At 60.6% G+C, this 14,980-nt stretch carries 11 protein-coding genes; 8 read left to right on the top strand and 3 right to left on the bottom strand.

The features are described 5' to 3' along the window. Positions 1-16 precede the first annotated feature (16 nt). Positions 17-235, bottom strand: coding sequence for a (2Fe-2S)-binding protein (locus ABVS03_RS03195; protein ID WP_368018006.1), 219 nt, complete (start codon positions 233-235; stop codon positions 17-19). Between ABVS03_RS03195 and ABVS03_RS03190 the strand changes: the two genes are divergently transcribed. After that, entirely contained in the window at positions 221-676 is a 456-nt protein-coding gene (locus ABVS03_RS03190) for a hypothetical protein (protein WP_368018005.1), read from the top strand. The genes ABVS03_RS03195 and ABVS03_RS03190 overlap by 15 nt on opposite strands. Positions 677-1,143: 467 nt before the next feature. Here the strand turns inward: ABVS03_RS03190 and ABVS03_RS03185 are convergent, their stop codons facing one another. Beyond that, positions 1,144-2,586 carry a glycoside hydrolase family 1 protein gene (locus ABVS03_RS03185; RefSeq protein ID WP_368018004.1) on the bottom strand — a complete coding sequence of 481 codons (1,443 nt, stop codon included), beginning with the start codon at positions 2,584-2,586 and terminating at the stop codon, positions 1,144-1,146. 183 nt (positions 2,587-2,769) lie between these two features. Here ABVS03_RS03185 and ABVS03_RS03180 point away from each other — a divergent pair, with 183 nt between their 5' ends. The 3 genes from ABVS03_RS03180 to ABVS03_RS03170 all read left to right on the top strand — a co-directional run bounded on the left by ABVS03_RS03180 (position 2,770) and on the right by ABVS03_RS03170 (position 9,292). Further along, positions 2,770-3,654: a MurR/RpiR family transcriptional regulator gene (locus tag ABVS03_RS03180; protein ID WP_368018003.1), complete on the top strand. Its 885-nt coding sequence runs from the start codon at positions 2,770-2,772 to the stop codon at positions 3,652-3,654. A 140-nt stretch (positions 3,655-3,794) separates the two neighbouring features. Next, positions 3,795-4,511 carry a TetR/AcrR family transcriptional regulator gene (locus ABVS03_RS03175; RefSeq protein ID WP_330973037.1) on the top strand — a complete coding sequence of 239 codons (717 nt, stop codon included), beginning with the start codon at positions 3,795-3,797 and terminating at the stop codon, positions 4,509-4,511. After that, positions 4,508-9,292 (top strand): acyl-CoA dehydratase activase-related protein, encoded by a 4,785-nt coding sequence (locus tag ABVS03_RS03170; protein WP_368018002.1) that lies wholly within the window; start codon positions 4,508-4,510, stop codon positions 9,290-9,292. Before ABVS03_RS03175 ends, ABVS03_RS03170 begins: the two co-directional genes overlap by 4 nt. 184 nt (positions 9,293-9,476) lie before the next feature. On the opposite strand, the gene ABVS03_RS03165 is transcribed toward ABVS03_RS03170, so the two are convergent. Beyond that, a complete protein-coding gene (locus ABVS03_RS03165) occupies positions 9,477-10,577 on the bottom strand; it encodes a glycerol dehydrogenase (RefSeq protein WP_330973035.1) in 1,101 nt (366 codons plus the stop codon). 329 nt (positions 10,578-10,906) lie between these two features. Between ABVS03_RS03165 and ABVS03_RS03160 the strand changes: the two genes are divergently transcribed. From ABVS03_RS03160 to ABVS03_RS03145, 4 genes are all read left to right on the top strand, one after another. After that, positions 10,907-11,665, top strand: coding sequence for a tyrosine-protein phosphatase (locus ABVS03_RS03160; protein WP_368018001.1), 759 nt, complete (start codon positions 10,907-10,909; stop codon positions 11,663-11,665). A 109-nt stretch (positions 11,666-11,774) separates the two neighbouring features. Next, the gene (gene pepT, locus ABVS03_RS03155) at positions 11,775-13,037 is read left to right on the top strand and encodes a peptidase T (RefSeq protein WP_368018000.1); all 1,263 of its coding nucleotides are present in this window, start codon (positions 11,775-11,777) and stop codon (positions 13,035-13,037) included. 300 nt (positions 13,038-13,337) lie between these two features. Continuing rightward, on the top strand, positions 13,338-13,883 hold the full coding sequence (locus ABVS03_RS03150; protein WP_368017999.1) for a hypothetical protein: 546 nt from the start codon (positions 13,338-13,340) through the stop codon (positions 13,881-13,883). A 172-nt stretch (positions 13,884-14,055) separates the two neighbouring features. Beyond that, positions 14,056-14,979 (top strand): AEC family transporter, encoded by a 924-nt coding sequence (locus tag ABVS03_RS03145; protein ID WP_368017998.1) that lies wholly within the window; start codon positions 14,056-14,058, stop codon positions 14,977-14,979. Position 14,980: the final 1 nt, after the last annotated feature.

Here is a 14,980-nt window from a genome sequence, read left to right as displayed (position 1 = left end):
TGCCTGCCTCTGCAGCCTATGCAGTCTGGGCAAGTGCCTCCTCGACAACTGCTGCGACGGCAGCGCGGCAGCGACCGCAACGGGTGCCTGCGCCAGTTGCGCGCTCGACATCCTCGATGTTCCGCGCTCCTGCTGCCACAGCCTCGAAGATCTCGTCTTTCGTCGTTCCCATGCAGGGACAGACGAGCCCCTCCTCGTCGGCGCTGTAGCCGCCACCGCGGTGGCCATCACCCATCTCTTCGTCATCGTGTCGATGCCCGTGATGGGCAGCACCATCCTCTCCATTGAAGTGGCCGTGCTCACCGTGATGGTGGCGATGCTTGCCATGGAACTCATCGTCGTCGCCGTGGTGGTGATGGCAGTGCTCATGTTCATCTCCGGCTGCATCACCATGATGGTGGCGGCAATGGTGCTCGTCTGCGCCATCTTCTCCATCGTGGTGGTGATGGTGGTGGCAATGATATCCGGCTTCGGCGGCATCTCCGCCATGATGATGGCTATGGATGTGGCGGCTATCTTCATCGTGATGATGACCGGCTTCATGGCGGTGGTCGTGGCGGGGAGCCTCTGCCGTTGTGGCAGTTTCGGTACCGATATTCTCGTTCTCTTCGTTCGTCTTGTTCGTATCCATAAGATGGATTCCTTTCTTCGGAGGCAGGTCGATCGCCTTCAATGAAGTGAGCTTGTGTTGATTGGTCTATGCGGAAGTGGCATTTTGAATGCTGCAATGACAGACTTCCAGACGGAAAGGGCAGTGCAATGCTGGCACATGATGCTGATTCCAAGCAGCTATCTGAGCATAGCGAGAAGCCGCTCGAGGAAGGGGTGTGCCTTTCTGAAGGGACCAGGGCAGTGCTGGCGGAATTCGATGCAATGAAGGAATATCCGGAGCGCTACAGACGCTGCCGCTCGTTTGATGAGATGCTGCAGGACGTGCTTGCTGGCAAATGGGGCGGTCCGTCTGTCTTTCCGTCGTCTAAATGCATGGTACCTTGCTAATTGGTATATTGCACAGGTACCGATGTAATCACAGATGAGATATATTCCTGAATAGAAGCTGGGGCATTGAACATAGAGAGGGCCGGGACATGCATCCCGGCCCTCTCTGGTGTCCGTATTATATGTCAGCTCTGGCTTGCTGCCCTAGTCGAGGCCTTCAGTGCCATTCGACTTGATGATCTTCTGGTAGGCGTAGAAGGAGTCCTTGCGGCTGCGCTTGTAGGTGCCGCTTCCGTCGTCGTGCTTGTCGACGTAGATGAAGCCGTAGCGCTTGCGCATCTCGCCGGTGCCAGCAGAGACGAGGTCGATCGGTCCCCACCAGGTGTAGCCCTTGAGGTCCACTCCGTCATCCACTGCCTCGCGCATGGCGCGGACATGGCTCTTCAGGTAATCGATGCGGTACGTATCGTGGATGGAGCCATCCCCCTCGACCTTGTCGAGGGCGCCCATGCCATTCTCGACGACCATCAGAGGAATCTGGTAGCGGTCATAGATCTCGTTCAGGGCAAAGCGCAGGCCATCCGGGTCGATCTGCCAGCCCCAGTCGGTGCTCTTGAGGTAGGGGTTCACGCCGCCGAACGTCATGTTTCCTGCTGCCTGCTTCACGTCGTGCGTGCCGACGACAGAGCTCATGTAGTAGGAGAACGTGTAGAAGTCGATTGTGCCCTCCTTGAGGTCCTCGAGATCGCCGTCCTCGATCTTGAGACTGATATCGTTCTCGCGCCAGAAGCGCTTTGCGTAGGAAGGATAGCAGCCCCTGACCTGGACATCGGAGCAGTACCAGTTCATGCGGCGCATCTCGGACTCGTTTGCAAGGACGTCCTTGGGGTCGCAGGTTGCGGCGTAGGATAGGATGAAGCAGTCCATGTTGCCCATGCGGAACTGAGGATAGTGCCCATGCGCGTACTTCACGACGCGGGCAGAGGCCACGAACTGGTGATGGAGTGCCTGGTAGCGCTCCTGCGGGGTCGTGTGCGCTTCGGAGGCAGGACCTGCGAAGCCGCGGATCATGGACGTCTCAAAGAGGTTGCCCATGTCCATCGTGCCGCAGTTGATCTCGTTGAACGTGAGCCAGTAGCGCACCTTGTCGTGATAGCGGTCGAAGACGGTCTGGCAGTACTTCTCGAAGAAGCCGATGAGCTCGCGGCTAGCCCAGCCGTTGTACTTCTCGACGAGGTGGTAGGGCATCTCGTAGTGGGAAAGCGTCACGAGCGGCTCGATGCCATGAGCCTTGCAGCAGTCGAAAACCCTGTCATAGAAGGCAAGGCCGAGCTCGTTCGGCTGCTCGTCGTCGCCGTTCGGGAAGATGCGCGACCAGGAGATGGACATGCGGAACATGTTGAAGCCCATCTCGGCGAAGAGCGCGATGTCCTCCTCGTAGTGGTGGTAGAAGTCGATTCCGTCATGGTTCGGGTAGAGCACATCGGGCTCGATATCGACCGTGATCGTGCGCGGCCTGTCCTTCGTGCCGCCCGTGAAGTGGTCATCGACAGACGGTCCGCGGCCGTCTACGTTCCAGGCACCTTCGAACTGGTTTGCAGCAGTAGCGCCGCCCCAATAGAAGCCCTCCGGGAATCCCTTGCCCATAGCTTTCCTCCTTCTTCCTGCCTGCTCGTGCAGGCACCTCCATCGCTTTCAAGCATAGGGAATGAGAGGTGCGCCCTCCAGGTTCTGGGCGCAGAAGGAGACTTCTTTTCGTCTGAAGGCAGATGGCCACGGCACAGGCTGACACTTTCTGATACTTTTCTTCTGTGGGGAAAGGAGCGGGACATGGATGTCGTGCAGAAGATGCGGGAGGCAGAAGGCTTCACGCCGACAGAGCAGGAGCTGGCACATACGATCCTCTGCCTCGGACCGCGCTTTTCGGACTATTCGATCAAGGAGCTCGCACAGGCTGCCCACTGCTCGATCGCGACGATCCACCGCCTCTGCCGCAAGCTCGGCCTCGAAGGCATGAAGGAGCTCAAGATCGAGATGGCGCGCTCCCTGGAGCGTGCCCAGGCTGCTGGCACAGCCGACATCAACTTTCCGTTCGGCGAAGGATGGACGGCAGGGGAGGTGGCTGCAAGCATACGCTCCGTCTTCGAGCAGACGCTTGCCCAGACCCAGTCCATGCTCGATATGGATACGGTCGAGCACGCTGCATCCCTCATCTGCATGGCCCGCCAGGTCGCGCTCTTCACGGAATCGCACAACCGCTATCCGGCAAGCATGTTCGCAGACCGCCTGCTCTCTGTCGGAATCGATGCACGCTGCGAGGCAGATACCGAGCGGCAGATCCGCTGCGCCCTCCTGATGGGGAAGGACTGTGTCGCGATAGGCATCTCCTACTCAGGCGTCTCCATGGCACTCGAACGTGCGCTTCCCGTGCTCTCAGAGCGGGGTGTCCCGACCTTTCTTGTGGGAACACCTGCTGCAGCGCGTCTCAATCCCGGCCTTGACGGCTATCTCTTCGTGAGCGATGCCGAGCGCTACCAGCGGCGCATCACGCAGTTCGCGTCGCATCTTGCTGTGCAGTATGTGCTCGACACGCTCTTCGGCTCGGTCTGTGCGACATCCTGGCCCAGAAGCATCTCCTACCTCGAGAAGACCTTGCCGCTCACGCGCAAGCCAGGCCTCATCGACGATTGCTCTCAGCAGGCTGCGGGACGCTGAGGCTTCATCTCTGTGCCGCTTCTGTGCAGTCCGCAAATGGCTGAATTTCTTGCTCACGGTGTGCAATACTACGCACAGTGCGCAATTCTGCACACACTGTGAAAAACAGAGCAGGAAAGGAGGCCGCGAGCGTGCCTGAAATGACGGCTCAGACTGCAGAGAGGCAGCTTTCGCTCGTCGGTGCCGGCCAGGACCGGCGCACGGTGCGTACGCGCCAGGCGCTGCGCGACGCTCTTGCCCGCCAGATCGAGGAGACAGGAGATCTCTCCCGTGTCACGGTCAAGGCGGTTGCCGATACGGCAGGCGTGACGAGGCGTACCTTCTATTCGCATTTCAAGGACATCAACGATCTCGTTGGGCAGATCGAGGAGGAGACCGTCTCCGAAGTCGGCTGCCTCGTGAGGAGGCTTGCGAGGACGAACCTCGACGAGCTCCAGGACGCCATCTCGAACTTCGAGCCGTGCCCGGGCTCTGTCGAGCTCCTCGAGTACTTCCAGGAGCGCAGAAGCTATCTGCCGGCCCTTCTGGGTGCAGGCGGAGATCCGGGATTCGTCGAGAAGATCAAAGAGAAAGTCTTCGAGATCGTCTGCGGTCGTGCCGAGGAAGGCGTCGTATTCGATATTCCCCAGGAGCTCTTCGACTACTATCTGACATTCGCGATATCGGCCGAGGTCGGCGTGCTCCTGCGCTGGATGCGCAGCGGCATGGAAGAGCCGGCGCACCTCATGGCATGCGTGATGACCGCGCTCATGTTCGTGCGCCCCGGCGACCTCTACGGCAAGAAGATCAAGTTCGGCGTGCCCTGCCTCGACGATCTGGCAGACCTGGCACAGGAGAAGAAGGAGATGCAGGAATGACCGAGAATGGCAATTCCGTCCAGGCGGAGCGCAATGCCCACTATGCGATGCCGCTCGTGCAGGAGGGTGCCGAGCTCAAGCCGAAGCAGCGTGCCGATTTCCGCCACGCCCGTCTTCGTCTCGGCATCGATGTCGGCTCCACGACGGTGAAGCTCGCTGTCATCGACGAGAACGAGCATCTGGTCTATGCAAACTATGAGCGCCACCACACGGACGTGAAGGCAACGGCCCGTGAGGTATTCCGCAAGGCCCAGAAGGTCCTGGGAGATGCAAAGATGCGCGTCTCCATCACGGGCTCCGGCGGCATGCTGCTCGCCAAGTGGCTCGGTGTCGAGTTCGTCCAGGAGGTCATCGCCTCGAAGCGTGCCGTCGAGTCCCTGATTCCCGAGACGGATGTCGCAATCGAGCTCGGCGGCGAGGACGCCAAGATCATCTACTTCGACAATGGCATCGAGCAGCGCATGAACGGCACGTGTGCCGGCGGCACCGGTGCCTTCATCGACCAGATGGCTTCCCTCATGGAGACGGATGCCACGGGACTGAACGAGCTTGCCAAGGGTGCGACGCACATCTATCCGATCGCATCCCGTTGCGGCGTCTTCGCGAAGTCCGACGTGCAGCCGCTCCTCAATGAGGGCGCAGCACGCGAGGATGTGGCAGCATCGATTTTCCAGGCTGTCGCGAACCAGACGGTCTCCGGCCTTGCCTGCGGACACCCGATCCGTGGCTATGTCGCCTTCCTGGGCGGCCCGCTCCAGTATCTCTCCGAGCTGAGGAAGCGCTTCTACATCACGCTCAACCTCGATGAGGAGCACAGGATCGTCCCCGAGAACGCACACCTCTTTGTCGCTACCGGCGCAGCTCTTGCGGGCGAGTCCACCGATACCGTGACGTTTAAGGAGGTCATCGACAAGCTCGACAGCCTCGGCGACACGCAGGGCTCCGAGGTCGCGCGTCTCGACCCGCTCTTCAAGACGGAGAAGGACTACCAGGAGTTCCGTGCCCGCCACGACGCACAGGTCGTGCCGAAGGGCACGCTCGAGGGCTACCAGGGCCGTGTCTTCATCGGCCTCGACGCCGGCTCCACGACGATGAAGGCAGCTGTCGTCGGCGAGGACGGCGAGCTCCTCTACACGTGGTATGACAACAACAACGGCGATGTCCTCGGCACCGCCCGCAAGATCATGGACGACATCTACGACCATCTGCCGGAAGGCTGCACGATCGGCCATGTCACGACGACCGGCTACGGCGAGGGCATCCTGATCGAAGCCCTGCAGGCAGACTCCGGCGAGATCGAGACGGTCGCGCACCTGCGTGGCGCCAAGGCCTTCGTGCCCGATGTCAACTTCATCCTCGATATCGGCGGCCAGGACATGAAATGCCTCCAGGTGAAGAATGGCATCATCGAGCACATCGCCCTGAACGAGGCCTGCTCTTCGGGCTGCGGCTCCTTCATCGCGAACTTCGCTGACTCCATGGGCATGACGGTACAGGAATTCGCGAAGGCAGCAGTCCACGGCGAGCACCCGGTCGACCTCGGCAGCCGCTGCACCGTCTTCATGAACTCCCGCGTCAAGCAGGCCCAGAAGGAAGGCGCTACGATCGGCGATGTCGCTGCCGGCCTTTCCTACTCTGTCATCAAGAATGCCCTCTTCAAGGTCATCAAGCTGCGCGACTACGACGAGATCGGCAAGTACGTCGTCGTCCAGGGCGGCACGTTCATGAGCGACGCGACACTGCGTGCCTTCGAGCTCCTGACTGGCCGCGACGTGATCAGGCCGGACATCGCAGGCACGATGGGCGCCTACGGTGCAGCGCTCCTCGCCCGCGACCGTGCTGGTACAGACGGTGTCTCCACCATCCTCTCCCGCGAGGAGATCGACAGCCTCAAGGTCAAGCACACGAACGCCCACTGCGGACGCTGCTCGAACAACTGCCTCCTCACGATCAACTCCTTCGGCAACGGCCGCCGCTTCATCACGGGCAACCGCTGCGAGAAAGGCTCCGGCAAGCCTGTCAAGGAGCAGAGCAAGGCGCCGAACCTCTTCGAGTTCAAGAATCATCTGCTGTTCGACCGCGAATGCCTCGATCCTGATGCAGCACCGCGCGGTACTGTCGGCATTCCCCGCGCCCTCAACATGTACGAGAACTATCCGTTCTGGCATGCGTTCTTCACGAAGCTCGGCTTCTCGGTCATCCTGTCCGACAGGACGACGAGGAAGACCTACGAGGCAGGCACCGAGTCGATGCCGTCCGAGAGCGTCTGCTACCCGGCAAAGCTCAGCCATGGCCACATCATGAACCTCCTCTCGAAGAATCCGGACTTCATCTGGATGCCGTGCATCCGCTGGGAGCGCGCCGAGGACGATACGGCCACGAACCACTACAACTGCCCGATCGTCATGTCCTATCCGCAGTCCCTGGAGCTCAACATCGACGAGCTCTCGGATCCCTCTGTCGAGTACCTCGATCCGTTCCTGCCGTATGACAAGAAGAACGAGCTCAAGCGCAGGCTCTACGAGGTCGTCTCTGTCCAGCGCGAGGAGGATGCTGCCAAGGGCAAGGGCCGCTTCCGTGGCTCCCACATCACGCGCGAAGAGATCGACGAGGCCGTGAACTATGCCTGGCAGGCAGACATCGACTTCAAGAACGCGATGCACAAGGCAGGAGACGATGCCCTGAAGTGGATCGAGGACAACGACGCCCACGGCATCGTCCTCGCAGGCCGTCCGTACCACAACGACGGCGAGATCAACCATGCAATCCCCGAGATGCTGCATGGCTTCGGCTTCGCCGTGCTTACCGAGGACTCCATCGCCCACAAGGTTCCTGTCGAGCGCCCGATCCGCGTCATCGACCAGTGGATGTACCACTCCCGCCTCTACCGTGCGGCACGCTTTGTCGCAGAGAGGAACGACCTCGACCTCATCCAGCTCCAGAGCTTCGGCTGCGGCCTTGATGCCCTCACGACCGACGAGGTCCAGGAGATCCTCGAGGCATCCGGCAAGATCTATACCGTGCTCAAGATCGACGAGGTCTCGAACCTCGGCGCTGCCCGCATCCGTGTCCGCTCCCTCATGGCCGCCCTCAAGGAGGAACGTGCCGAGCTCGAGCGCGAGACGCGTGCCGGCAAGGTGCATGAGGTGGCACCGGTCAACGTCCACATGGCTGACGGCTCGCTCGAGCATGCAAGGAAGACCGATCTCACCCGTCGTACGCCGGTCTACCGCGAGGCAAAGAGCGCTGCCTTCAAGAAGGTACGCTACACGGAGGAGATGCAGGACGAGGGCTACACGATCCTGGCACCGCAGATGTCCCCTGTGCACTTCGAGATCGTCGAAGCCATCCTTCGCTCCGAAGGCTACAACGTCGTGCTGCTCCCGTCTGTCGACCACAAGGCCGTCGACACGGGCCTGAAGTACGTGAACAACGACATCTGCTACCCGTCGATCCTCGTCACGGGCCAGATCATGGAGGCGGTCCTTTCGGGCAAGTACGATCTCTCCCGTACGGCTGTCATGATCTCCCAGACCGGCGGCGGCTGCCGTGCAACGAACTACATCGCCCTCATCAGGAAGGCGCTCAAGGATTCGGGCCACCCCGAGGTGCCGGTCATCTCGCTTACGGCTGCCACGAACCTCGACGAGAGCAACCCGGGCTTCAAGGCGCTCAAGAACCCGCGCCTGCTCACGAAGGCTGTCTATGCCCTTCTCTACGGCGACCTCCTCATGAAGTGCACGTACCGCGTGCGCCCCTATGAGGCCAGAGAGGGGAGCGCCGACAGGCTCTACGACGAGTTCATGGAGCGTGCCAAGATCCAGCTCTCCCACAGCGCTTCGCCGAAGCCGTTCTACCGTCTCTGCGAGGATACGGTCAAGGCGTTCGATGCGCTGCCGCTCGAGAACGACCGCTCGAAGCCGCGCGTCGGTGTCGTCGGCGAGATCCTCGTGAAGTTCCACCCGACCGCGAACAACCAGGTTGTCCGCGTCATCGAGAACGAGGGCTGCGAGGCAGACGTCCCGGGCCTTGTCGACTTCTTCCTGTTCGGCCTCTCGAACCAGATCAACATGAAGGAGGAGCTCGGCACGAAGGCGACGAGCCGCCTCACGCACAAGATCGGCATCGATGCGATCGAGGGCATGAGGAAGCCGATCGACGAGATGCTCGAGAAGTCGGAGCGCTTCGAGCCGTATGGCTCGATCTGGAGCCTTGCGGACAAGGCGAAGGAAGTGCTGTCGCTCTGCAACACGATGGGCGAGGGCTGGCTCCTGACGGCCGAGATGTGCGACCTCATCGAGTCCGGCACGCCGAACATCATCGTCTGCTCGCCGTTCGCATGCCTGCCGAACCACGTCGTCGGCAAGTCCGTGATCAAGCGCCTGCGCCAGATGCACCCTGAGAGCAACATCGTCGCTGTCGACTACGACCCGGGCGCTTCCGAGGTCAATCAGCTGAACCGCATCAAGCTCATGATCTCGGTCGCAAAGGAGAACTTCAAGAATGGACGCTCCGAGAGCTTCCATCTCGAGAACCCCGACGATCCGGTGACGAATGAGAGCATGCTGCCGCGTGCGGTCTACCACAGGCGCCGCCCGGGCGAGCTCGAGGATTCCTTCGTGCGCGAAGGCTCGAAGGCAACGGGAGCCTATGCGTCATACGGCGAGACGACGGATGCTGACGGCGGAAAGACGTATGGCACAGGAGAAGGTGCCATCCATCTGACGCCTGAGCAGCTCAAGGAGATCGACGAGGCAAAGCGCAAGGCAGGCGTCCTCTAAGGACTCATCCATAGCTTCAAGGAGAAGGGCAGGCTGCAGAGCCTGCCCTTCTTTGCTGTCGAGTTGGATGATGTGCCTGTCGAGTTCGTACTCCAAGCCTGTCGAGTTGAGAGACAACGACACAGAAAAGCGGTCCCCGCACCTAGGTGCGAGGACCGCTTGTCCTGACTCTGTGTGGGCGAAGCTAGTCGCTCCAGTCGGCAAGCGCCTTCTGGCCGAGGGCATCGGCTGCGAGCATCGCATGGGCGACCTTCTCCGGCGTGACCTCGAACGGCATGTTGTGCAGCGTGTCGTTGTCGGCGCATGCAAGCTTTGCGACCTCGAGCACGCGCTCGAAGGAGGCATCCTCGACACCGAGCTGCTTGAAGGTGACAGGAAGGCCGACCTCGACGCAGAACAGCAGCACCTCGTCGAGCTCCGGCGCATCCTCGAGCACGAGCTGGGAGATCGTGCCGAAGGCGACCTTCTCGCCGTGATACATCTTGTGGGTCTCAGGCATGGCTGTCATGCCATTGTGGATAGCGTGGGCACCGGCAAGGCCGGCAGACTCGAAGCCGAGACCGGAGAGCAGCGTGTTGGCCTCGATGATCTTCTCGACAGACTCGCTCAGGGCTCCTGCCTCGAGGGCGCACTTCGCCTTCACGCCGTCAGACATGAGAGTATCGAAGCAGAGCTTCGCGAGCGCCATGGCGGCATTCGTCACATGGCCGCCTGCGCAGGTCGTGGCATCGGAGCGCTTGCAGGCACGTGCCTCGAAGTAGGTGGCAAGTGCATCGCCCATGCCGGAGACCGTGAGGCGCAAAGGGCTCTTCGCGATGACGGCAGAGTCCATAAGGACGAGGTTCGGGTTGTGCTTGAAGAACTGGTACTCCTTGAACTGGCCTTCCGGCGTATAGACGACGGAGAGCGCCGAGCAGGGAGCATCGGTTGCAGCAATCGTCGGGACGATCACGACGGGGGCGTCGACGGCATTCGCGACTGCCTTGGCCGTATCGAAGATCTTGCCGCCGCCAAGGCCGATCACGACGTCAGCCTCGTTCGACTTTGCGAGCGCAGAGAGACGGTCAATCTCGTCCTGCGAGCACTCGCCATTGAACTCCTCGAAGACAGGCGCCAAGCCTGCATCGGAGAGGCTTGCCTTCACGCGGTCGCCGAAGCGGCGGATGCCGCCTGCGGAGATGATCACGAGAGGCTTTGCGCCATAGGCCTTCGTATAGGTGCCGAGATTGTCGAGCTCGCCCGGACCCTGGATGTACTTGCTGGGGCTGATGAAGATGCGTGCCATGAAACTATCCTTTCCCAATGGATTTCGGACCACAAGGCTATATACCCAGCCTCGGGTACAAGACTATTGCACGTTCTGAAACATTCCTGTTACGCAGCTCAGCAAACCATCCAGAAACGATGGAGGAAATCAAGCAAAATTGTGTGATTGGAATACAATTAGCTCCCAGTGGCTATAGTAGGGGCATGCAGGAGCAGGAATGACGCCCTGCAGCCACAGATGATCCTGCGGGCCTGTGGTCACATGAAAAGCAGCGAACCTTGGAAGGGGCTGCTTTCGAGCGAGGAGCGGATGCTCCGGTGCTCTCCATCTGATTAGAGGTACATAACATGGCACATCCAGCAGAGCTGAACTGGCAGAGGCTCCCCTTGACCGGCGCCGACAATGTGCGCGATCTGGGTGGATACCCGGTAGGCCTTCGCCAGACGAAATGGCATGCCTTCCTGCGTGCAGGCGCTCTCCAGCATGTCACGGACGAAGACTGCGAATTCCTCCACCGCTACGGTGTGCGCATGGTCATCGACCTGCGCTCCGAGAAGGAGGTGGAGGCTGCGCCTGACCGCGCCTGCGGTGAGAGCGACATTGCCTACATCCATGCTGAGCTGGGCGGAGAGGACCTGTCCGACCCGAAGCTCGTCGAGCGCATGGTACAGGAGCACGGCGGCGCTCTGCCCCGTGCCAAGGAGCTCTACGCCTCGATGCTCGAGAACACGCAGGCGCTCCGCATCATCTTCCGCACAATCTCACAGGCGCCGGATGATGCCTGCATCCTGATCCACTGCAGTGCCGGCAAGGATCGTACCGGCGTCATCTCGATGCTTCTCCTCATGCTCGCAGGCGTGAGCCGCGAGGACTGCGTCGCCGACTACATGCGCTCCTATCCGGATCTCTTTGCAGCGGACGGCGTCCACGAGGAATGGACGAAGCTCGCTCCGGCAGTCCAGCAGGCCTGCATCGATATGAGCGCACGCATGGGCTCCTTCGTCTATGACTGGGTGAGCGAGAACGGCGGTGTCCGCAAGTATCTCGAGGACGGCTGCGGCATCCCGGCAGCCGAGCTCGACCGCATCGCGGCGCGCCTCATCTAGGATTTGCCGCGAAGCCGGAAGCGCTGTATCGTTTCATATGATCTAACTGACATGATGATGCCTGGAGAGCAGATGTGCTCTCCGGGCATCTCGCCGAAAAGGAGAGACGATGGCAGATACAGATCAGCTTTCGGATGTCGTGGAGCGCTTCATGCGCATCGTGCAGGTTCCCTCGCAGTCAGACGAGGCCCATGAGGACCAGACGCCCTCGACGCCGTCCCAGCTCAAGATGGCAGAGACGCTTGCACATGACCTCGAGGAGCTTGGGTGCGAGGATGTCGAGCAGGACGAGCATGCCTATGTGACGGCGAGCTTCCCGGCGTCGGCAGGTGCCGAGGACCTTCCGGCACTTGGCCTCTGCGCCCATATCGACACGTCGCCCGATGCGCCGGCAGAAAACGTCCATCCCCATATCGTGCACTACGAGGGAGGTCCTCTCGTTGCAGGCGTCGTGGACGGGGCAAGCATCGAGACGACGCCTGCACAGGTGCCCGATCTCGAGAAGCTTGTGGGCCAGGACATCGTCTGCTCCGACGGACGTACACTTCTCTCTGCCGACGACAAAGCAGGCGTGGCCGAGATCTGCTCGCTTCTGAAACGTCTCGGCGAGCATCCGGAGCTTCCGCATCCGACGCTCAAGATCGCCTTCGTGCCGGATGAGGAGATCGGCCACGGCGCGGCGCTTCTCGACCTCAAGAAGTTCGGTGCGAAGTGGTGCTACACGGTCGACGGCGAGGCCCTCGGCGAGTTCAACTACGAGACGTTCAATGCCTCCGAGGCCATCGTCGATATCAAGGGCGTGATGGTGCACCCGGGCACAGCCAAGGACGTTATGGTCAATGCGATCACCGTGGCAGCCGAGTTCGACAACCTCGTGCCTGCCTTCGAGCGTCCGGAGCACGCGGAAGGCTATGAGGGCTTCTATCATCCGATTGCCATCACGGGCACGGCATCGGAGGTGCGCCTCACCTACATCGTGCGCGACCATGACGGGAAGAAGTTCGCGGCACGCGAGGAGACCTTGAAGGACATTGCGGCATTCCTCAACCGCCGCCACGGCGAGGGGACGGTCAAGGTCACGATCAAGGAGCAGTACCGGAACATGGCGGACTATTTCGACGGCATGGACTTCCTCGTCGACAATGCCCTCGAGGCGAACCGCGAAGCCGGCATCGAGCCCCATGTCGTGGCAGTGCGCGGCGGCACCGACGGCTCGCAGCTCACGGTGCGCGGGCTTCCGTGCCCGAATATCGCGACCGGCGGCTACAATGCCCACTCGGTACGCGAGTTCATCCCGGTCAGGTCGCTCGAGAAGACGGTCGACGTGCTCGAGCATCTCGTCGCAAAGTTCGCCGTGCCCCAGAAGGCATAGGGGAGAGATGCAGGATTGAGTGGAGGGAGCTTGCCGTGGGCTGGCTCCCTTTTCATTCATCTTTCAATCTTGGTTCCGGGAAATGAAGGACCTGCCGTTCACCCCGCAAATCATGCCGCTGACATGCCAGATCATGACAAGAAGCTGATGCAAGGCAGACCTGCCGCTCATAGTGGTCTAGTATGCTGGAAGCGTTTCCAATAGAGCTGGAAACGTTTCCGACAGGAATGGAAACGTTTTCAGCCAGCAGTGGGGACGTCAGCATCGAACAGGCAAGCCCTTCTTGGGACGGAATGGACCATGGACTATCAGTTTCTCTACATCGTCGTCGCCGGCATCCCCTTTGCTGCAACGGTCATGGACTGGCTTGGCTCTGCCATCTCCGAGCGCCATCATAGCCACCACGACACCTATGAGGCGCCGTCTGCGCTCTTCCATGCCCTCGTCGTGGTGATGGCCGGCATGGGCCTTCTCGGTGTCGTTGCCGGCATCTATATCGAAGCTGCGGAGAATGGCTGGAGCTTCCCGTCGGTCATGATGTTCTTCGCGGCATTCGAGATTGTGCTCTTCTGCATCTGGTATGGCATGAAGCGCTACCGTGTCGTGACGTATGAGGACCATATGGTGGTGACGCCGTTTGTCGGACGTCCGGTCACCATTGCCTACGCGGACATCACCGCGCTCAGGTGGTCGCGTCTCCACTTCGGCTTCACTGGTGCCAGCATCAATGTCTTCGTGGGCGACAAGCGGATAGCGACGCTCTGGGACGGCATCGATATCGATCAGGTGCTCACGACGATCGACCGCTTCGACCTTCTCGAGGTGCGCGGCACCTACGCCTGGTAAGGAAGACAGGGGATTGCATCTGGGGCTGCAGGAGAAATCCTGCAGCCTCGTTTCATATCTGGTTCATTCTTAGATAACGGCGAAATTGATGCCTTGCGAGCTGCATAAGCGCTAGAGTTCTCGCGTGCGGTCTGCGTTGCTGCACAGATCCAGAGCAGCTTGGAGGCGCAGCGTGAGCTCGACATTCACCGTCCTTGTCAATCAGGTCCTCTCGATGTTTCTCATGCTTGCGGTAGGATACATCGCCTACCGCACGAAGCTCATCACGGAAGGCAGCGTGGGCGACCTCTCCCGCACGGTCATGTACATCGCATCGCCCTGCCTGATGATGGCCTCATTCATCCAGCCCTTCGATGGAACGCATCTCATGAATGCTGGCCTCTGCGCTGTGCTGAGCGTTGCGGTCCTTGCCATCTGCGCCCTCGTGGCCCATGTCGCCTATGGGAAGAAAGATCCCATCTCCCAGTTCGGCGTCATCTTCTCCAATACCGGCTTTGTCGGCATCCCTCTTGTCCAGCATGCGCTTGGGCAGAGCTACGTCTTCTATGTGACGGTCTGCATCGCTGTACTGACCTTCCTGATCTGGACCTACGGCGTCTACCTCGTGACGGGCAATACCAAGGAGATATCGCTCAAGAAGGTGTTCACGAATCCTGCCGTCGTGACGCTCTTCATCGGCTTTGCCTTCTTCCTCTTCAGCGTGCCCGTGCCCGACTTCATCTCGGGCTCGCTCGACACCCTGGGCGAAGTCAACACCGGCCTCGCAATGGTCGTCCTGGGCTGCTATCTGGCACAGACCCGCCTTTCCCTCATTGTTCGCGATCTGCGCGCCTACAAGGTGAGCGTCCTGCGCCTCATTGTGGCGCCTGTGCTCACGCTGCTCCTGCTCTGGCTTGTGCCTTCCGCTCTTGTCCCGTCTGACATCAAGATGGTCGTCCTCATCACATTCTCGACGCCCATCGGTGCTATGGTCGCCATGCTCTCCCAGAAGTACGGTGCGAACTACGAGTATGGTGCTGGCATCGTCTCGCTCTCGACGCTGCTCTCGCTCGTATCGATACCGATCATCCTCGGTATCGGCGCTGCCATCCTCTGAG

Origin of the sequence: Olsenella sp. AGMB03486 (genome assembly GCF_040884255.1) — a bacterium.
GTDB lineage: Bacteria > Actinomycetota > Coriobacteriia > Coriobacteriales > Atopobiaceae > Olsenella_L > Olsenella_L kribbiana.
This window is presented reverse-complemented; position numbering and strand designations above follow the sequence as displayed.